This window comes from Paraburkholderia sp. XV (assembly GCF_020177535.1).
Taxonomy (GTDB): Bacteria; Pseudomonadota; Gammaproteobacteria; order Burkholderiales; family Burkholderiaceae; genus Paraburkholderia; species Paraburkholderia caribensis.
On sequence record NZ_JAGUUD010000093.1, the window covers coordinates 1 to 18,936 of the forward strand.

Sequence of the window (18,936 nt, forward strand, 5' to 3'; positions counted from 1 at the left end):
CCGCACAGGGGCGACGCGTGAAGCTAGATAACAAATCGCGGATGCCAGCGCAAAGACAAATCGCGGATGCCAGTGCAAAGACAAAACCCGAATGCCAGCGCAAAGACAAAACCCGAATGCCAGCGCAAAGGAAGGAACATCAAACCAGCGCCGCAGGCAAAAACAACCTAACGAGCAACAAACCTCAAAGTAGCATCAACAATCATCGCGCGATGCCGCGCCCTGAGCCTCGAATGAGAGGGATCGCGCCCAAACGCATTCCCAAACGTATGCCGATTGGCAATCCGATGAAAGCACAACGAACTGATCAACAGATGCAGATCAATCGGATCGATATCATCACGAAAATCCCCTGAAGCAACGCCTCGTGCAAGAAGATCTTCAATAGTGTGAATCACCGTCGCATTACGATTCTTGAAGGTCTTGACCTGCTCGATATACTTCGCGCCGTGAATATTCTCGATCGTCACAAGACGCACGAAATCGCGATGTTTATCATGATAGTCAAACGTAAACTCAACGAGACTACGCAGCCCGTCCACAGGGCTCATATCGCTGACTTTCAGATCCTGTTCGAGCGCGCGAATATCGCCATACACTTTCTCGAGCACGGCCTCGTACAGCCCTTCCTTGCTGCCGAAGTAGTAGTACAGCATGCGCTTCGTGGTATTGGTGCGCTCCGCAATCGCGTCGACACGCGCACCCGTGAGTCCCATTGACGAAAACTCCTGCGTGGCCACCTCGAGGATGTTGCGCTTCGTCTCTTCGGGATCGTATTTGCGCCGTGGTTCGGAGGGTTCGTTCGGGGTCTCGTTATGCTCGGGCGCGATAGCTCGGCTTCCCTTTTTCATTGTGTATTCCGGCGGCGGTGACATTTCATTCTAGCATGCCGGAATCACCAGCCAGCATGGCCTGGCGGCACGCCCGGCTTCATTGCGCGCACGTGCGGCTGCGCCGCCGGAAGGGCGCAACCCGAAGGCTCAGTTCGGGCGCCGCGAACGGTCCGCGAGCGCATCGCGCGTCTGCATCGCCGTGTATGTCAACTGCGCGGCGGCGAGGCCCAGCGCGCCGAACGTGTGCGTCAGACCGAAGGCCGCGAACGCATCGGGCACGGGCCGCTCGCCCGCGATCGCCGCCGCCAGCAGTTCGCCCGACACCGTGGTCGGCGCCATCCCATGTCCGCCGAAACCGACCGCGTACCAGACGCCGTCGGCGCTCTGGCCGATCTGCGGCATCTTGTGCCGCGCGTAGCTCATCAGGCCGCCCCACGCATGGTCGATGCGCACGTCGCGCAACTGCGGATACACCTTCAGCAGATCGCGGCGCAGCAGCCGCGCAATCGCCTCAGGCTCGCGTTCCAGGATCGAGATGCGCCCGCCCCACAGAATGCGCGAGTCGGGCAGCGGACGGTAGTAGTCGAATGCGAAGCGCGTGTCGTAGACGGCGCAACGGCAGTCGATTGCATCGGCGAGCCGCGCGCCGAGCGGCTCGGTCGCCATCACGTAGGTCGCAATCGGCAGCACGGCGCGCTCGACGCGCCGGTACACGTTGCGCGCATAGCCGCCGCCCGCCATCACGACATGCCGGGCGTCGATCGATCCCTGCGCCGTCCCGACGACGTACCCGGCGCCTTGCCTGTGCAGCGACGCGACAGGCGACTGCTCGACGATCCGCACGCCCGCCGCTTCCGCCGCGCGCGCGACACCGAGCACGTACTTCAACGGATGAAAGTGAAACGCATTGCGCTCGAACAACCCGCCGTGATAGCGCGTGGTCTTCAGCCGCACGGCGAGCTCGTCGGCGCCGAGCGGCTCCCATTCGACGCCGAACGCGTCCTTCATCAAACGGCGCTGACTGTCGAGGCGCGACGGATCGTCGAACCAGTTCGCGAGGATCACGCCCGCGTCCGTCGCTTCGCAGGCGATCGCGTAGCGCTGGATGCGCGCGCGCATCAGGTCGACGGCGTCGATCGTCAGCGCGTACAGTTCGCGGGCGCGCTCCGGGCCGAGAATCCTCAGCAGGTCCGCGCAATCGAGACTGTACCCGCCGAACACGAAGCCGCCGTTGCGGCCCGACGCGCCATAGCCGACCTGGTTCGCTTCGACCACGACGACGTCGCGCACGCCGCGCTCGGCCAGTCCGAGCGCAGTAGACAGGCCCGCCAGCCCGCCGCCGACGATGCAGACGTTCGCGCTCAGGTTTCCGGACAGCGCAGGGCGCACGGGCCGCTCGACGGTCGCTTCGTAGTAGCTTTGCATAAGATTCAGGAGGTGGGGGGCGTCACCAGGAATGCGGGACATGCGATGCCTGCAGTGCGCGGCCATGTTACTCAATTTCGCACGGCCGTCGTATTCGGTATTCCAGGGAGGCGGCGCAGGCGGAAGGCGCGTGCGGAGGTTGCATCGGCATCGAAGCGGCGGCCGTCTTTACCCATCCGCGGCGCGAAAGGCGGCGCCATGCGGCAAAAGATGCCGTCCCGTCGCGCCCGCCTGACGGCTGTGTTGCGTGCCGTACTCACCCGATCAAGTCGTTGCGTCACCTGACCCTCACAACCGTTGTTACGGGTTAGACTGACATAGTCGAGGTTAGTGTGGTCAGGCATCTGCAAGGAGACGCCGCCATGAATCGGCCACTACGGTTTCCGCTACGCGCAATCGGCACCACCTCCGCCTGGAAGTGGTTCAAGTGGCTCTTTTTCGCCTCGTTTCTCGTGGCCGTCGCCCTCGGCGTGCGCTTTGTTCAGATCGAAATGGACACGTCGCGGTTGCAGGCGCGCTACTTGTCCGAACTGACGCGCGACGTCGGGTTTACCGTCTCCGAAGGTCCGAGCGACAACATCCGCTTTCCCACCGACGGCCCCTATGACATCCGCCTCGGTTATGCGCTGCTCCCCGCATTCGAACGCCGTCTGAAAGAGCGCGGTTTCTCCGTTGCTTCGCAGGCGCGCGATTCCGAGCGCATGGCATCGCTCGCCGACGACGGCCTGTTCGTTCCCTACGAAGAAAAGGATCAGGCGGGACTGATGCTGTATGACGCCACGGGCACGCGCCTGTTCGGCTCGCAGTTTCCCGCTCGCGTGTATGACGATTTCGAGTCAGTGCCGCCGCTGGTGGTGTCGGCGCTGCTGTTCATCGAAGACCGCCATCTGCTCGACCCCGACCAGCCGAACCGCAATCCCGCCATCGACTGGGGACGCTTCAGCCGCGCGCTGATGGATCAGGGCCTGCGCGTCTTCAATCACAACCAGGCGCAGCCCGGCGGCAGCACGCTTGCCACGCAGATCGAGAAGTTCCGCCATTCGCCCGGCGGCCGCACGGCGACGCCGAAGGAGAAACTGCGGCAGATCGCGTCGGCGTCGGTGCGGGCGTATCTCGACGGCCCGCGCACGATGCCTGCGCGCGAGCAGATCGTCGTGCGCTACCTGAACTCGGTGCCGCTCGCCGCGCAGCCCGGCATCGGCGAGATCAACGGTATCGGCGACGGACTCACGGCGTGGTACGGCCGCGATTTCGCCGAAGTCAACCGCGTGCTGAAAGCGCCGCCCACGCCCGACAATCTCGCCGAGCAGGGCCTCGCGTTCCGTCAGGTGCTGTCGCTGATGATCGCGCAGCGCGGGCCGTCACACTTTCTGCTGCGCAAGAACGACGATCTCAATGCGCTGACGGAAAGCTATCTGCGCCTGTTTGCCGCGAACGGTGTGATTACCCCGCAACTGCGCGACGCCGCGCTCTCGCAACAACTCGTGCTGACGCGCGCGAAGCTTGCGCCGCCCGAAGGCTCGTTCGTCGAGCGCAAGGCGGTGACGTCGCTGCGCACGCACCTGCTGTCGTCGCTTGGTGTGTCGACGCTGTACGACCTCGACCGGCTCGACTTGCGCGTCACATCGACGATGAACAACAAGGTCCAGCAGGACATCAACGACCGCCTTGCCGCTGCGACGACCAAAGAGGGCGCGCAGGCAGCTGGCCTCTATGGCTTCAACATGCTGCAACCGAAGGACGACCCGTCGAAGATCGCCTTCAGCTTCACGCTGTTCGAAAAGCGCGAAGGCGCGAATTTGCTGCGCGTGCAGACGGACAGCGTGAACCGTCCGTTCGATATCAACTCCGGCGCGCGCCTGAATCTCGGTTCGACGGCCAAGCTCCGCACGATCATCACGTATCTGCAGATCATGCAGGACCTGCATGCGCGCTATGGGCAGATGAGCGTGGAAGAACTGCGCGCCGTGAAGCCCGAGCGCGAAGACGCGTTGACCCGCTGGGCTGTCGATTACTTCATGCACACGAAGGACCATTCGCTGGGCGCGATGCTCGATGCGTCGGTCGAGCGCAAGTACTCGGCCAATGCGGGCGAAACCTTCTACACGGGCGGCGGCGCGCAGACCTTCACGAACTTCGAGGCCGACGAGAACTCGCGCATTCTCACCGTGCATCAGGCATTCCAGCATTCGGTGAATCTGGTGTTCGTACGGATGATGCGCGACATCGTCCACTACGAAACGATCAGGACGTCCGGCCCGTCCTCGCAATGGCTCGACGATCCCGCCACGCGCAACCTGTATCTGACGCGCTTCGCCGACCAGGAAAGCCGCGTGTACATGAACCGCTTCTACGCGAAGTATCACGGCAAGACGCAGGATGAGATGCTCGCGATCCTGCTGCGCGGCGTGCGCAAGTCGCCGCCGAAGATCGCGACGGTGCTGCGCAGCGTGCGGCCCGACGCGCCGCAGGCCTGGTTCAACGACCAGATGCGCGCCGCGTTGAAGAACACGCCGAAAGCCAATCCGCCCGACGACGCGCTCGCGAAGCTCTACGAGAAGTACGGCATCGACAAGTTCAATCTGAACGACCGCGCGTACATTTCGAGCGTGCATCCGCTGGAGCTGTGGCTCGTCGACTATCTGCGCGAGCATCCCGACGCGAACGCGAACCAGGTGATGGATGCGAGCCGCGACGTGCGCGCGGATTCGTACAAGTGGCTCTTCAAGACGCGCTATCACGCGACGCAGGACCGGCGCATCCGCCGCATGGTCGAGCAGCATGCTTACGATGCGATCGGCAGGTCGTGGCAGGCGCTCGGCTATCCGTTCTCGCATCTGACGCCGTCGTATGCAGCCGCGATCGGTGCGTCGGGCGACCGGCCCGCCGCGCTCGCGCAACTGATGGGCGTGATCGCGAACAAGGGCAATCAGGCACCGACGCAAAGCCTGACCGAACTCGAGTTCGCCAAGGGCACGCCGTATGAAACGCGTTTCGTGCGCGCGACGCCGCAGCCCACGGAAGCCATCTCGCCGGAGATCGCGCGGGTCGCGCAGACGCTGTTGCGCGACGTGGTCGCGGGCGGCACGGCGCGGCGTCTGGCGGGCGGCATCACGTTTCCGAACGGCAAGACGCTGGAGGTCTACGGCAAGACGGGGACGGGCGATCAGCGCCTGAATATCTACGCGAAGGGACGCAGGCTGATCGAGTCGCGCAAGGTCAATCGCACGGCGACCTTCGTGTTCGCGATCGGCGACCGCTTCTTCGGCACGCTGACGGCTGTCGTGCATGAGCCGTATGCGAAGCGCTACGATTTCACGAGCGCGCTCGCCGTGCAATTGCTGAAGTCCATGGCACCCGAGTTGCAGCCGCTGCTCGACGAACCTGCATCGAAAGACACGCCGAAAGTCGCTGTCACCACGGTGCCGAAGGTTCAATAGCTCACGTCGGTCGCGGGCTTGAGAAAGAGTTCGTGCATCGGCGCGAAGTGCGCGTAGAGCGGCAGGATTGCGCCGCCCATCGCGCGCGCGTCGGAGCCGATCGTGCCTTCGAGCAATTGCGGCCGCACGATGCCTTCCCACTCGAACTTGTCGAGCACGCGCTCCGTGCGGCGAATGATTTCGCGCACCAGTTGCCGGTCCACTTCGCCGTCTATCACCACCGCTTCGAGATCGAGCAGCGCCGCCGCGTTCGTCAATGCGCCCGCAATCGCAGGGCACGCGGTGTCGAGCCATTGCTCGGTGAGCCGCCAGAGATCCGGCGACAACGCGCGGTGATCGTGCGCGGCAGTGGCGGGCGCGCCCGCATCGACGAACAGTTTTTCGAGTACGAAGCCCGATGCCGCGTGCAGCAGCTGTTGCGCAGGCTGACGCGGCTGGCCGCTCATGATGGGTATCGAGCCGACGGCGCCCGCGTTGTCGTGCGGCCCGCCATGCAGGCGTCCGTCGATCACCAGCCCGCCGCCGATGAACGTGCCGAGGAACAGATACAGAAAGTTGTGGATGCCGCGCCCCTGGCCCATCACCAGTTCGGCGGCGCACGCGGCCGTCGTGTCTTTCGCGAACTCGACGGGCAGGCCCGTCATCGACGCGATGCGCGCGCGGATGTCGATGTCGTTCCACGCGTCGAGCGCTTCGCGCGGCGCGCCGAGAAAATCGCGCCAGCCGCCGAGCCACAGCGGCGCCGCCACGCCGACGCCGACCACTTTCTCGCGTCGTGCGCCGAGCGCCTCGTTGATGCGCGCGAGCTTGCTGTCGAGCGCCGGGAACAGCGTGCGCGGATCGGGATACGCGTACTCCTGCACTTCGCGGCAGCACACACGCCCGAGAAAATCCATCGCGAGCACATCGAGGCTGCGCCGTCCGACCTTCACGCCGATCGTATAGGCGCCTTCCGCGCGCAACGCGATGGGCACGGAAGGCTGCCCGATGCGCCCGCGCACGCGCGCCTGCTTTTCGAGCAGGCCGTCGTCGATCAATCGCTCGACGATCATCGACACGGTCTGCATCGACAGACGCGTGAGCCGCCCCACGTCGGCCTTCGGCAGTGGTCCGTGCAAACGGATCGCCTGCAGCACGATGCGTTCGTTGAACTGCCGCATGCCGACCTGGTTCGAGCCGACCGTGCGTTTGAGCGGTGAGCGGGTGCCCGTATCCATCGGCTGTGTCCGGTTACGCGAGTCGGTTCGTCATGCGATGGCCCGCACGTCGGCCTGTTTCGCGCCCGTCATGATCGCGACGGCATCCGACATGTGGATCTCGTTCTTGTTCACGAGCGCCGCGCGCCGTCCGAGCCGCTGAATGTGAATGCGGTCCGCGATCTCGAACACATGTGGCATGTTGTGACTGATCAGAATGACGGGCAGGCCACGGTCGCGCACGCGCCGGATCAACTCCAGCACCATGTTGCCTTCCTTCACGCCGAGTGCCGCGGTCGGTTCGTCGAGAATCACGACGTGCCGCGCGAAGGCCGCGCTGCGCGCCACCGCGACGCCCTGGCGCTGACCGCCCGAGAGCGTTTCGACGGCCTGGCGCATCGAGCGGATGCCGATCTGCAGGTCTTTCATCGCATTGGTCGCTTCTTCGAGCATGCGGCGCTTGTCGATGATCTTGAAGAGCTTGCCGCGCCAGCCAGGCTTCACCAGTTCACGCGCAAGGAACAGGTTCTCCGCGATGCTCATGGCGGGCGCCACGGCGAGATCCTGATAAACCGTTTCGATGCCTTGCTGGCGCGCGTCGAGCGGGCTGCGGAACTTGACGGATTTGCCGTCGAGCAGCAGGTCGCCTTCATCGGGTACGAGCGCGCCGGAGAGCGCCTTGATGAGCGATGACTTGCCCGCGCCGTTATCGCCTATCACGGCCATGATTTCGCCGGGCATCACTTCGAAGTCGCAGCCGTCGAGCGCGGTGACCTGGCCGTAGCGCTTGATGAGACCGCGCGCTTGCAGAACGGGCGTCGCGCCGTTGGAGGAAGAGGGGGTGGTGGACATCACAGGCTCCTTCGAATAACGATCAACGTGCGCCACGGCGCGACAGCTTGTCGGCGGCGACGGCGAGAATCACGAGAATGCCGGTGATCAGCACCTGGTACACCGACGACACACCCATCAAGGTCAAGCCATTGCGGAACACGCCGACAATCAATGCGCCCAGCAGCGTGCCCGCAATCGAGCCGCGCCCGCCGAACAGACTCGTGCCGCCGAGCACGACTGCCGTGATGCTGTCGAGGTTCTCGGTTTGTCCTGCTTGCGGATCGCCGACGCCCGTGCGCGACACGGACAGCAGCGCGGCGATGCCGTAGAGCGCGCCCGCCAGCGTGTACACCGTGATCAGGATGCGTTGCGCGGAAAGACCCATCAGGCGTGCGGCTTCCGGGTTATTGCCGAGCGCGTAGAGGTGACGTCCGGGCACCGTGTCGCGCAATACGAACCATGTCCCGAGATACATCAGCAGTGTGAGCACGGTGCCGTAGGTGACGGTGGCCGGCCCGAGATTGAAGGTGTTGCCGAAGAACATCATCGCGTCGGGCAGATTCGACACGCTCTCCGCGTTCGAATAAAGCTGCGTGGCCGCGAAGGCGATATTCAACGTGCCGAGCGTGACGATGAACGCGGGCAGCTTGATGCGCGTGATCAGCACGCCGTTGAGCAGGCCGAACAGCATGCTCGCGCCGACGCCGCAGGCAATCGCGATGACGGGTGGCACGCCCATCACGACGGCGAATTTCGTCATCACGATCGAGCCGAACGCCATCAACATCCCGCACGACAGATCGATGCCGCCCGTCAGCACGATCAGGGTTTGACCGATGGCGATCACGGCGACCACCATGGTCTGCTGCATGATCAGCGACAGGTTCTGGAACGACAGAAAGCGGTCGCTCTGCGAGATGAAAAAGATGCACGCTAGCACGAGCGCGACGAGCGGCCCGGCTTCGGCAAGCGATGGCAGATGATCCGCAAACCGGCGATGGGTGTGAGCGGGGGCAGTGGGAGTCGACATGATATGTTTCCTTCGAAGCAATGCGTGGCCTGCGCGCGGTACACGTACGCCACGCTCACGCTGGAGAACTTGCGGAAGACGCGCGCCGTGCGCGCCTCCGTGACTGCTCAGTTACTGCGCGTTGACTGCGTGCCTACTTGTTGCCCCAACAGTTATCGAGGCCGAACTTCGTATCCTTGCTGTCGACACCGCCTTGCGGCTTGTCGGTGATCAGCGTGACGCCCGTGTCGTGATAGCCGGAGACCTTCTTGCCCGTCTTCGCGTAGTCGACGCCTGCCTGCACGCCGAGCTCGGCCATCTTCAACGGATACTGCTGCGAGGTCGCGGCAATGGCGCCCGCTTTCACGTTGCGCACGCCTTCACAGCCGCCGTCGATCGACACGATCATCACGCTCTTGTCCTTGCCCGCGGCCTTCAGCGCGCGATACGCGCCGGCTGCGGCCGGTTCGTTGATCGTGTAGACGACATTGATGTCGGGCGCTTTTTGCAGGCAGTTTTCCATCGCCGTCTGGCCCTTTGCCTGGTCGCCGCGCGTGTCCTGGCTGCAGACGATAGCCGGATCGCCTTCCTTCACGCCGAAGCCCTGCAAAAAGCCGTTGTGACGCAGCACGCCGACGGAAACGCCGGGCGCGAGATCGAGCGTCGCGATCTTCGCGGGCTTGCCGCCGAGCGCGGTCTTCGCATACTGGCCGATCAGCACGCCTGCCTTGAAGTTGTCGGTGGCGAACAGGGCGTCGGTGGCGTCCTGCGGGTCGGTCGGCGTATCGAGCGCGATCACCAGCGCGCCTGCCGCGCGTGCCTTCTTGATGCTCGGCACGATCGCCTTCGTGTCGCTCGGCGTGATGAGGATCGCCTTTGCGCCCGCGGTGATCATGTTCTCGATGGCCGTGACCTGCGCCGCGTTGTCGCCGTCGAACTTGCCGGCGGCCGTCAGCAGCTTCGCGCCGTCTTTCTGCGCGGCGGATTCCGCGCCTTGTTTCATCTTGACGAAGAACGGGTTGGTGTCGGTCTTCGTGATCAGGCCGACGACGGGCTGATCGGCCGCGAGACTGGCGCTTGCGCACCATAGCGCAGACGCGGCGACGCACGCAGCGGCGATGCCCTTGACGACGGGTTGCGTGCGAGACGCGCGGCGCAGTTGCCTGCGGGAAATCGGGTTCATGGGACGCTCCTCCGGATGATTGACAACGACGTTGTGATCAGCGGTGATCCAGTTGCTGGCGGTGCGCTGATCGCGCCTTCTTGCGCGTTCACCGGACTTTGGATGCGCCGGAAACGCGGGCCTTACTAAATCAAGTTGTTTTAGTTAGTACAGCAGCGAGCGTCTCGAAAATCAAGGCTGGGTTTTGCTGCGGTGCGGCTGTGGAAAGTCGCGTCAATGCCTGCAACTCCTTGATGGGTAAGGCTTTCGGCTTATATGGAAGGCCTGGGGCGAGAGCGCGGAATTGGGGTAAATCAGGAGTGGGCGAAGCAAGCGATTAACATCTTTTGTTCATCGAATGAGCAAATGATCGACCGACGCGTGATCTCGAAGCCTTCAGGACCGCCACTTGCTGTGGTGATTCCGGGGTCCGGCCGCAATTACGCGAGCGGAGGTTGAACTGAACAGGACGCACAATCGCGCGCTGCATTTCGTCGCGACGCATCCCGCGCGCTTCGCGTTGCAGGTGGTCAAGGCGTTCCGCAAGAACCAGGGGCTGTTGCTCGCGGGCGCGATCGCCTATTACGCGCTGCTTTCCATCGTGCCGCTTTTGATTCTGGTCGCCATCGCGTTCAGCCATTTCGTCGGCGAAAAGCTGCTGCTGGATACGCTTGCCCGTCTTCTCGAATGGCTGGTGCCGGGACAGTCGCGCGCGATCGTCAGGGAGCTTGCGAACTTTCTCGCGCACCGCACGGTGATCGGCTGGTTTCTCGTCGTCACGATGATCTTCTTCAGTTCGCTCGCTTTCACGGTGCTGGAGAATGCGCTGTCCATCATCTTCGTGCATCGCGTTGCGATCCGGCGCAGGCATTTTCTGCTGTCGGCCATCCTGCCTTATCTGTTCAGTCTTTCGCTGGGGATTGGCGTACTGCTCGTGACGCTCGTGTCGAGTAGTCTGCAGGCCGTCGCGAGCGACAGCATCGTGCTGTTCGGTCACACCGTTTCGCTAACGGGCGCGACTCGCATCGTGCTGTATCTGTTCGGTCTTGCCGGCGAGATTTTCGTGCTGACAGCCATCTATCTGGTGATACCCGCGGGACGTACGACGCTGCGGCACGCGCTGTTCGGGGCGGTCGCGGCCGCTGTGCTGTGGGAAGTCACGCGGCGGGTGCTGGTGTGGTACTTCGCGACGTTATCGCAAGTGAGTGTCGTGTATGGATCGCTGACGACGGCCATCGTCGTGCTGTTCAGCCTCGAAGCGCTGGCGACGCTGATGCTGTTCGGCGCGCAATTGATCGCCGAATACGAGCGGCTCAATGCCGGTCCGGTAGAGCCTGCCGCGCAGCCACTAGTCACGGGTTGACACAGTCGCATCGAAACTGGCGCGAGGCGGTTAACGGCAAGGCGCACGAGAACTTTAGTGCCATTTGAATCGATGTTCTATTGCGTCTTTTAATCCCCAGAAGAATGCGCGGTGGTCACAGCTTCGTCATGACCTGCCGACAATAATCCCGTCGCCCGTCAAATCGACACATTCAGAGCGGGCAGCACTGCTTCCTGGCAGTGACAGACCACGGGGAATACCACATGACCATCCGTCACCGCATCACTCTACTGGTGGTGTCGATGCTGGTCGCCTTGTCGGCGATCGGTGGATACGCTGTCTATCGGACTCGCGGCAGTGCCGCAGACGTCCGGCAAGTGACGCAGGGCGTCGTGCCGAGCGCGCTGGCTTCGGCCGATCTCGTTTCGCAGCTCAAGGACGTGCAGCTCGCGACGATGACGCTCGTCTATTCGCCCGACGCGAACATGGTCGAACAGGCGCAAAAAGAACTCGCGGCGAAAGAGAAATCGCTGCGCGAAGCACTCGACGTGCAGGCCAAAGCAGCCGCGAGCCACGCGCAGGAAGGGCTCGTCACGCAGGCGCGCGACAGCCTCGCCAACTACTTTTCGGCCATCAACGACACCGCGAAAATGAAGGCGGAAGGCAAGAACGATCTCGCGCAAGCCTATCTGTTCGCGAACGTCGCACAGTACCGCGACGAACTCGAAGGCATCGTCGAAACGTTGCGCATCGAAAAGAACCGCCAGAAAGACGACGCTATCGAGGCGCTGAATACGGGCCTCGCGACGACTACGACGGCGATTGGCAGTGCGTCGGGCGCGGCGATTCTGGTACTGATCGCCATTGGCCTGCTGCTATACCGGCAGATCACGCGGCCGCTCTCTCGCATGCAGGAGATGATGAGCGAGATCGCATCGAGCCAGGACTTCACGCGCCGCGTGCCTGTGGGCCGCATGGATGAGATCGGTCATTCGATCGTCGCGTTCAACGGCATGATCGAAAAGATCCAGCAAAGCTCCGCGCAACTGAAGCAGAAGACGGCCGATATTCAGGCCATGTTGCAGAACATGCAGCAGGGCATTCTGACGGTTGTCGAAGACGCGAAGATTCACTCGGAGTACTCGGCCTATCTGGAAGAGATCTTCGAAACGAAGGATATCGCCGGGCGTGCGCTGATGGACCTCGTATTCGGCGACAGCGAGTTGGGCTCGGATACCGCGTCGCAAGTCGAAGCGGCCGTGCTGGCGTGCATCGGCGAAGACAGCATCAATTTCGAGTTCAACCAGCATCTGCTCGTCAATGAATTGACGCGCAAGATGCCTGATGGCCGCGTGAAGACGCTCGATCTGAGCTGGTCCGCGATCACCGACGAGAGCGACACGGTCATGCGCCTGATGCTGTGCGTGCGAGACGTAACCGAGTTGCGCCAGCTTGCCGCCGAAGCGGGCGAACAGAAGCGCCGCCTCGAAATGATCGGCGAAATTCTCGCGGTGAGCGAGGAGAAGTTCCACCATTTCGTTGATAGTGCTACGGGCTTCATCAACGAGAACGAACGCATCATCCGTCAGCATGCGCAGGTCAACGAGCCGGCTGTCGCCGAGCTGTTCCGCAACATGCATACGATCAAGGGCAATGCGCGGACCTACAGCCTGCAGCATCTGACCAGCATCGTGCACGAAACCGAGCAGCGTTACGACGCACTGCGCCAACCCGAGGCCGCGCATGAGTGGGATCAGGAGCAACTCATTGCCGAACTGGCGCGGGTGAAAGAGGCGTTGCAGCACTACGCGACGATCAATGAAGTGAGCCTCGGCAGACGCAAGGCGGGCCGGGTCGGCAGCGCCGAACGTTATCTGATGGTCGATCGCGAGCATATCCAGGAAAGCCTGCGCCTGCTCGATGCGGCGAACCCGGCCGACACACTCGCGCTGCTGTCGGCGCGCGATGCGGTGCGCAGAACCTTGCGCCTGCTCGGCACGGAGAAAGTCGAAGAGGCGCTCGCCGGCGTGCTGCATTCGTTGCCCTCGCTGGCCGCCGAGCTTGGCAAGGCTGCGCCCGCCGTGCGTATCGACGACAACGGCTATCGCGTTCGCACGCAAGCGGGCAGCATGCTCAAGAACGTGTTCATGCACCTGCTGCGCAATTCCGTCGATCACGGCATCGAGCCCCCCGCGCAGCGTGCCGCGCTCGGCAAGCCGGAAGCGGGCGTGATCGATATCGAAGTGGGCGTTGCCGAAGGCGCGTTGCAGATCACGTTGAGCGACGATGGACGCGGTCTCGCGCTGTCGCGCATTCGCGGTATCGCGGCTGATCGCGGCTGGCTTCAGCCCGATTCGCAGTTGAGCGACGAAGCGGTGGCGGAATTCATCTTCCGTCCGGGCTTCTCGACTGCGCAGAACGTGACGGAAGTGTCGGGCCGCGGTGTCGGCATGGATGCCGTGCGCGATTTCATCCGGCGCGAGGGCGGGCGCATCGAGTTGCGCTTCACCGACGATCGCGGGGGCGCCGACTTCCGCCAGTTCCAGACAATCGTCTATCTGCCGGAGAGCTGCGCTGTCGATAGCGTCGGCACGTCGATGCACGACGCCGCGCAAACAGTGAGCTCGATTCAGGCAAATGCACATTCCGAATAGCGCGACGGGGATACCTTGTGGTTGATCAGTATGTGATTGCGGCTGCTCTCGCGGGCGTCGCGTGGGGCGCACTGGCAGGTTTGTTCGTGCATCGGTGGTGGTACAGGAGGCGGGCGGCTGCGCAACAGCTGACCGCGCTCGACTCGCAGAACACCGTGCTCGTGCAGGCCGAAGCGCGCCATGCCGCCGAGGTCCGGCAGCACGAGCAGCAGGCGCGCGAACTGCACGCGCTCGTCGATACGCTGCGCAGCGATCTCGCGCAACAATCGGTGTCGGCAGACGAAGCGCGCGAAGCACTGAGCGCGCTGCATCTGCAAAAGGACGAATGGCTCCAGCAGGCGACGCGCCTTTCCACGGAAGCGGGGCGCCTGCGCCATCTGTCCGCGACGTTCGAGCGCTGGCACGAGCAGATGATTTCGCTGATGGCGCAGAACCACGACATGCACGCGAAGAACGATGAGCTGTCGTCGATCGTGCGTCACGTGCTGATCGTGTCGCTGAATGCGTCGATCGAAGCGGCGCGCGCGGGCGCGGCGGGGCGCGGCTTCTCGATCGTCGCAAGCGAAGTGCGCGCCCTCGCGGCGCGCTCGCAGGAACTGTCGAAGAGCTATCACGACAGCCTGAACCGCAATGACCTGATCACGACGGCGACGTTTCAGGACATTCAGGCGGGCGGCAAGATGATTGCGGCCTCGCTGGCGAGCGTCGAGGCGCTTGCCGGTCAGATTCAATCCCGGTTAGAGCAGGCGACGACGTGATCAGTCAGCAAGCGAAAGAGAGTATCGAGCGGATCTTTTTACATTCCGCGCGCACCCGTTTGCCTGGCGATTCCAGCGACGCATGCGAAATCACGGCACTCGACGCGCAGCAGGCCAATACCTTGCTGGCGAGCCATATCGTCGTTCTGACCATTTCATCGATCGCATTCCGCTTTCTGCTCGTACTGCATTTCAACGATGACGAGGCGACGCGCGACTACTATCTGCGCGACGCGGAAGAGCGCTCATTGGCGGAAGCGCTAATGGAAGTCGGTAATCTGTGTTGCGGCGCGATCAATCAGCAATTGGTCGAGTTCTTTCCAGATCTCGGGATGTCGACGCCTTATCAGCTGAATGGCGCTTGCTTGCCGCATCTGACGGAGTTGAAGCCAGGCCATCTCGCGACTTTTCGCGTGAGCATCGGCGCAAACGTACAACTGGGCGCGACGCTGTGCATGTGCGCGAGTTCGCCCGTCGACTTCGTCGCGTATGTCAACGAAGCTGAGGAGAGCACGGGTGAACTCGAACTCTTTTGAATGCTTTTGAGTAGCGCAGAGAGCACATTTTCAATCAATGCGCCGCATGAAAGGCGCTATGGGGTAATTAATGGCGAAGGTTCTGGTAGTGGACGATTCGAGCACGGTGCGCGACGAGGTCGCAGGTTTTCTGAGGAAGAATGGTCTCGATGTCGACACGGCGGTGGACGGCAAGGACGGGCTCGCGAAGCTGAAGGCGTCGCCCGGCATCCGTCTCGTGGTCAGCGACGTCAACATGCCGAATATGGACGGCCTGACGATGGCCGAAAAGATTCGCGGCGAACTGGCCAATGCGAGCGTCAACATCATCATGCTGACGACGGAAAGCAGCCCTGCAATGAAAGAGCGCGGCAAGGCGGCGGGCGTGAAAGGCTGGATTGTGAAGCCGTTCAAGGGCGATGCAGTGCTCGACACGTTACGCAAGCTGGCCAGCTGACGGCTTTGCGCGGCATGGACGGGCGGCCAGGCCGGGGGCGCGCAGGGCGCTTCATGCCGCGCGGATTGTAGCAATTCCTTGAAAGATCTATTCAAGCGTCACGTATTTATCGGCGGCGGTCGCGCTTCTACACTCTGTTCAACGGTTGCAGAACATCTGTTCTCGCGCAACCCAACAGAGAGATCCGGAGGTAGTCGCCATGAAATCGCTCGGTCAATTCGTTATCGTCGCCGCTCTTGTCAGCGCCCCTCTGGCTGCATTCGCGCAGAGCAATCAAGCCGTGACGCGCGCACAGGTGCGCGAAGAACTCGTGCAATTGCATAACGTCGGTTACAGCCCGCTCGACGATCGCAACAGCTATCCCACGCATATTCAGGCTGCTGAAGCACGTCTGGCCGCAGAACAGGCTGCGTCGGCCCAGCAAAGCGGATTGGGTGGCGTGCCGAATGGCGTATCGGACGCCGGCGTGCGCGCCGATGCGAATGGCATCACGTTCTCGCACCATTAACAGTTGTTGGCGGGACGGCGCATGCAGATTTGCTGACTGCCGCCAGTTCTGAGTCCACCACGAGGCCGAAGCCTGTCATGTACTGGCTTCGGCCTTTTCACATTCACTATTCACTCCGGGCGCCTGGTATTGAGGCAAATTGGAAAAAAGAAGTAGTGAATGTGAATTTATTGCGTGCTGCATCGAATCAGTCCCATTGTTCGGTCGAAGCGCAACGCCCTAATTCCGAGTGGCGTGTCAGCGCTTTCGGACGTGGGGTTTTAAAAGTCTTATGGATAGCGTGAGTAATTGGACAGTCAACATCGATGCAAGCCAATTGACATTTGTCGTACACCAGATGAATCCTGGCAATTGGGGCCTCGATTGGACACTCTCGGACAATCAGGCAGTACAACGTCGCGCGCGTGTCTTTTCATGTAATAGATGAACTCTAGCCATATATGACCGGTCCATGGCATAGTGCCGGTATCTTCAATCAGGAGTTTCAATATGGCTACACTCGAGGCACTTCAGGCAAAGATAAAAAAGCTTCAGGCCCAGGCGGAAGCCATTGCGTCGAAAAAGTCGACGGCGGCGCTCGAAGGTATTCGCGCACTGATGGCAAAGCACAATCTGACCACGGCTGATATCGACGCGCATCTGGGAGGCAAAAAGCGTGGCCGTCCTTCGCTGAAGTCGGCAGGCGTGCAAAACAAAGGCGTAGCCAAATACGCCAATCCGAAAACGGGTGCAACCTGGACGGGGCATGGCCGTGCGCCTGCGTGGATCGCCACCGTGAAAGACCGTTCGAAGTACCTGGTGGCGGGTGCATCCGCCCCGGCCGCGACGCGCGTCGCCGTGAAGCACGGCACGGGCAATGGCCAGCCAAAGGGACCGCAGCCGGCGAAATATCGTCACCCCGAAACGGGCGCGACATGGAGCGGCCGTGGCCCTGCACCGGCATGGCTGGCTGGCGAAAAGGACCGTAGCAAGTTCCTGGTCGACGGTGCAAAAGCGGCGGGTATGAATGGCGTTGCGCGAAAGAAGGTTGGCGCCAAAAAGGCCGGAAGAAAAACGCGCGCGTAAGAGCGGCGAGAAGAATCAGAAAGGGGCGAGACGGCGTTCTCGCTTCTTTGTCGGCAAAAGAACCTTTGCCTGGTGGCGAAGCCGGTATGCTTTTGCCGAACCGCATTTTCCGACCTGCATTTGCCGACTTTATTGGCGAATGCGCAAGGCCGGCTGCACTGCATTTTTTTATGCGCGAGCCATTTCGCGCTCAATGGTTCATAGACAGGTGCCGCCCGATTCCGGCGGCACAGCGCGCGCCGTCCTTGCTTGCCGGCGCGCGCTCGCTTCTCAATGGGCCTAGTGAAAGTCGAGCGTCTCGAGTTCGACCGACTGCCCCCCGTTTCGTTGCAGCACGCGGCGCGCTGCGTCCTCGATTGTCTTGCGATTACCCTCGAATGTCGTGATCAGATCGTGCGACGACGTACCTGTATTGCCGAAGTGGCTGTTCAGGGCGTCGATTGATACGCTGCACCATACCTCTTTTCCTTCGACGGTCGCTTCGAATGCGACTCGCGATGCGGCCACGACGTGCCGGCGGCTGGTGAATTCGATGGTCATTTGATTTCTCCGTGAGTGCCAGATGAAATTCACGAACGCTCGCTAGCGCCGGCTTCCCGGCGGATGTTTTCGCGGTCCAGGGCCAGGCGGCGCGAGATGAGGCGCTCGCTTCGGTGCTGCGCAGCAAGGAACGATCCAGTCCAACTTGTAACCAACCGCTGGGGGCGAGGAACGCCGGGAATCGGGATCGTTCTCACATGATAGGCCGTGAAAGGCGCAAAAGCGGGGAAACTACTGATCCGGCGCGCCCGTCATCTGTGCGATGAGCTTTTTCGTCGCGGGCGATTGTTCGAATTTGCGGAAAACGGCCGCAACCTCGGATGCGATCGGCTCGCCTGCCAGCGTCTTGAAGACGACATTGGGGAGATTGACGACCCGCGTCAGCACATTTGGCACGATGGCGACACCCACGCCCACGGAAACCTGGGTCAGCACGGCCAGCAGCGTGCCGGGCGCGCTGACGATGCGCGGGTTGAACCGGCCGCGCCGGGCGACTTCCCGCGTGCCCCGTTCCTGCTCCGGCACGACGAAACTCTCGCCCGCCAGCGCGCGCGCCTTGATCGGCCCTGCGGCAGCCGCCAGCGGATGCTCTGCAGGCAGCGCCGCGCAAAACGCGTCGCGTACCAGCACGTGCGCGCGCAGCGACGGCGGCAGATCCACTGGCAAGCGCACGAACGCGACGTCGACGCGGCCTTCCTCCAGCAGCGCGGGCAGTTCGCCCATCGGGTACTCGGCGGCTTGCACCAACACGTGCGGCCTGGCTTTACGGAACGCGCGCAATTGCTTCTGCAAGATGCCCGAAAAAGCCGCCGAGCCGACATAGCCGATATGAATACGCCCCAGCTCGCCGCGCCCGGCGCGCTGGCCGACATGCAACGCCCGCTCGAACTGCGCGACGGTCTCGCGTGCTTCGGCGAGAAACGCTTCGCCGGCGGGCGTCAGCACAACCGAGCGCCGCGTGCGGCGAAACAGCTGTGCCTGCAACGCGCGCTCCATCTCCTGAATCTGCACAGTGAGCGTAGGCGGCGCGATGCCGAGTGCTTCTGCGGCCTGCGCGAAATGCAGTCGCTCGGCGACGGCGATGAAATAACGCAGATGCCTCAGCTCCATAACGCGACCATTCCCTGTATTAGGTAAAACCTAATTATATTGAACACGATGGGCAATGAACGGAATAGAGAAAGCTGGTGGAATACAGCCTTCCTTTCCGCAAGTT

Annotated in this window: 16 protein-coding genes; 8 read left to right on the forward strand and 8 right to left on the reverse strand. The window is 62.5% G+C overall.

What is annotated here, in order from left to right; translation table 11 throughout:
- Positions 1 to 167: 167 nt before the first annotated feature.
- Both KFO72_RS31465 and KFO72_RS31470 read right to left on the reverse strand, forming a co-directional pair.
- Entirely contained in the window at positions 168 to 851 is a 684-nt protein-coding gene (locus tag KFO72_RS31465; RefSeq protein WP_107201674.1) for a TetR/AcrR family transcriptional regulator, read from the reverse strand.
- Positions 852 to 980: 129 nt separating this feature from the next.
- Entirely contained in the window at positions 981 to 2,258 is a 1,278-nt protein-coding gene (locus tag KFO72_RS31470) for an NAD(P)/FAD-dependent oxidoreductase (protein ID WP_060605583.1), read from the reverse strand.
- A 362-nt stretch (positions 2,259 to 2,620) separates the two neighbouring features.
- Between KFO72_RS31470 and KFO72_RS31475 the strand changes: the two genes are divergently transcribed.
- Positions 2,621 to 5,698 carry a transglycosylase domain-containing protein gene (locus KFO72_RS31475; protein ID WP_225033751.1) on the forward strand — a complete coding sequence of 1,026 codons (3,078 nt, stop codon included), beginning with the start codon at positions 2,621 to 2,623 and terminating at the stop codon, positions 5,696 to 5,698.
- Here the strand turns inward: KFO72_RS31475 and KFO72_RS31480 are convergent.
- The 4 genes from KFO72_RS31480 to KFO72_RS31495 form a co-directional block, all read right to left on the reverse strand.
- Positions 5,692 to 6,915 (reverse strand): ROK family transcriptional regulator, encoded by a 1,224-nt coding sequence (locus KFO72_RS31480; protein ID WP_054933802.1) that lies wholly within the window; start codon positions 6,913 to 6,915, stop codon positions 5,692 to 5,694. The two genes, KFO72_RS31475 and KFO72_RS31480, sit on opposite strands and share 7 nt — an antisense overlap.
- 30 nt (positions 6,916 to 6,945) lie before the next feature.
- Complete coding sequence (locus KFO72_RS31485) at positions 6,946 to 7,746, reverse strand: ATP-binding cassette domain-containing protein (protein ID WP_054933803.1); 801 nt, start codon at positions 7,744 to 7,746, stop codon at positions 6,946 to 6,948.
- Between the two features lie 22 nt (positions 7,747 to 7,768).
- A complete protein-coding gene (locus tag KFO72_RS31490) occupies positions 7,769 to 8,758 on the reverse strand; it encodes an ABC transporter permease (protein WP_054933804.1) in 990 nt (329 codons plus the stop codon).
- 133 nt (positions 8,759 to 8,891) lie between these two features.
- Positions 8,892 to 9,920 carry a sugar ABC transporter substrate-binding protein gene (locus tag KFO72_RS31495; RefSeq protein WP_054933805.1) on the reverse strand — a complete coding sequence of 343 codons (1,029 nt, stop codon included), beginning with the start codon at positions 9,918 to 9,920 and terminating at the stop codon, positions 8,892 to 8,894.
- Between the two features lie 439 nt (positions 9,921 to 10,359).
- On the opposite strand from KFO72_RS31495, the gene KFO72_RS31500 reads away from it, so the two are divergent.
- From KFO72_RS31500 to KFO72_RS31530, 7 genes are all read left to right on the forward strand, one after another.
- Positions 10,360 to 11,262 (forward strand): YihY/virulence factor BrkB family protein, encoded by a 903-nt coding sequence (locus KFO72_RS31500; protein ID WP_054933806.1) that lies wholly within the window; start codon positions 10,360 to 10,362, stop codon positions 11,260 to 11,262.
- Between the two features lie 224 nt (positions 11,263 to 11,486).
- Positions 11,487 to 13,877 (forward strand): ATP-binding protein, encoded by a 2,391-nt coding sequence (locus KFO72_RS31505; RefSeq protein ID WP_225033752.1) that lies wholly within the window; start codon positions 11,487 to 11,489, stop codon positions 13,875 to 13,877.
- Between the two features lie 17 nt (positions 13,878 to 13,894).
- Positions 13,895 to 14,635, forward strand: a complete 741-nt coding sequence (locus KFO72_RS31510; protein WP_062917016.1) for a methyl-accepting chemotaxis protein — start codon at positions 13,895 to 13,897, stop codon at positions 14,633 to 14,635.
- Positions 14,632 to 15,171, forward strand: coding sequence for a hypothetical protein (locus KFO72_RS31515; RefSeq protein WP_062917015.1), 540 nt, complete (start codon positions 14,632 to 14,634; stop codon positions 15,169 to 15,171). Before KFO72_RS31510 ends, KFO72_RS31515 begins: the two co-directional genes overlap by 4 nt.
- A gap of 70 nt (positions 15,172 to 15,241) precedes the next feature.
- Entirely contained in the window at positions 15,242 to 15,607 is a 366-nt protein-coding gene (locus KFO72_RS31520) for a response regulator (protein WP_225033753.1), read from the forward strand.
- A gap of 199 nt (positions 15,608 to 15,806) precedes the next feature.
- A complete protein-coding gene (locus tag KFO72_RS31525; protein WP_054933811.1) occupies positions 15,807 to 16,115 on the forward strand; it encodes a DUF4148 domain-containing protein in 309 nt (102 codons plus the stop codon).
- 489 nt (positions 16,116 to 16,604) lie between these two features.
- Positions 16,605 to 17,180 (forward strand): H-NS family nucleoid-associated regulatory protein, encoded by a 576-nt coding sequence (locus KFO72_RS31530; RefSeq protein WP_060605599.1) that lies wholly within the window; start codon positions 16,605 to 16,607, stop codon positions 17,178 to 17,180.
- A gap of 279 nt (positions 17,181 to 17,459) precedes the next feature.
- Here KFO72_RS31530 and KFO72_RS31535 read toward each other — a convergent pair whose 3' ends face one another.
- Positions 17,460 to 17,720: a DUF1488 domain-containing protein gene (locus KFO72_RS31535; RefSeq protein WP_035996768.1), complete on the reverse strand. Its 261-nt coding sequence runs from the start codon at positions 17,718 to 17,720 to the stop codon at positions 17,460 to 17,462.
- A gap of 231 nt (positions 17,721 to 17,951) precedes the next feature.
- Positions 17,952 to 18,830 (reverse strand): LysR substrate-binding domain-containing protein, encoded by an 879-nt coding sequence (locus KFO72_RS31540; protein WP_054933813.1) that lies wholly within the window; start codon positions 18,828 to 18,830, stop codon positions 17,952 to 17,954.
- Positions 18,831 to 18,936 lie beyond the last annotated feature (106 nt).

Bases quoted from the DNA above. Each gene is read 5' to 3' on its own strand.
- KFO72_RS31520 (WP_225033753.1), top strand. From the start codon at position 15,242: ATGGCGAAGGTTCTGGTAGTGGACGATTCGAGCACGGTGCGCGACGAG.
- KFO72_RS31485 (WP_054933803.1), bottom strand. From the start codon at position 7,746: ATGTCCACCACCCCCTCTTCCTCCAACGGCGCGACGCCCGTTCTGCAA.
- KFO72_RS31470 (WP_060605583.1), bottom strand. From the start codon at position 2,258: ATGCAAAGCTACTACGAAGCGACCGTCGAGCGGCCCGTGCGCCCTGCG.
- KFO72_RS31530 (WP_060605599.1), top strand. From the start codon at position 16,605: ATGGCTACACTCGAGGCACTTCAGGCAAAGATAAAAAAGCTTCAGGCC.
- KFO72_RS31475 (WP_225033751.1), top strand. From the start codon at position 2,621: ATGAATCGGCCACTACGGTTTCCGCTACGCGCAATCGGCACCACCTCC.
- KFO72_RS31490 (WP_054933804.1), bottom strand. From the start codon at position 8,758: ATGTCGACTCCCACTGCCCCCGCTCACACCCATCGCCGGTTTGCGGAT.
- KFO72_RS31525 (WP_054933811.1), top strand. From the start codon at position 15,807: ATGAAATCGCTCGGTCAATTCGTTATCGTCGCCGCTCTTGTCAGCGCC.
- KFO72_RS31480 (WP_054933802.1), bottom strand. From the start codon at position 6,915: ATGGATACGGGCACCCGCTCACCGCTCAAACGCACGGTCGGCTCGAAC.
- KFO72_RS31465 (WP_107201674.1), bottom strand. From the start codon at position 851: ATGAAAAAGGGAAGCCGAGCTATCGCGCCCGAGCATAACGAGACCCCG.
- KFO72_RS31535 (WP_035996768.1), bottom strand. From the start codon at position 17,720: ATGACCATCGAATTCACCAGCCGCCGGCACGTCGTGGCCGCATCGCGA.
- KFO72_RS31540 (WP_054933813.1), bottom strand. From the start codon at position 18,830: ATGGAGCTGAGGCATCTGCGTTATTTCATCGCCGTCGCCGAGCGACTG.
- KFO72_RS31495 (WP_054933805.1), bottom strand. From the start codon at position 9,920: ATGAACCCGATTTCCCGCAGGCAACTGCGCCGCGCGTCTCGCACGCAA.
- KFO72_RS31505 (WP_225033752.1), top strand. From the start codon at position 11,487: ATGACCATCCGTCACCGCATCACTCTACTGGTGGTGTCGATGCTGGTC.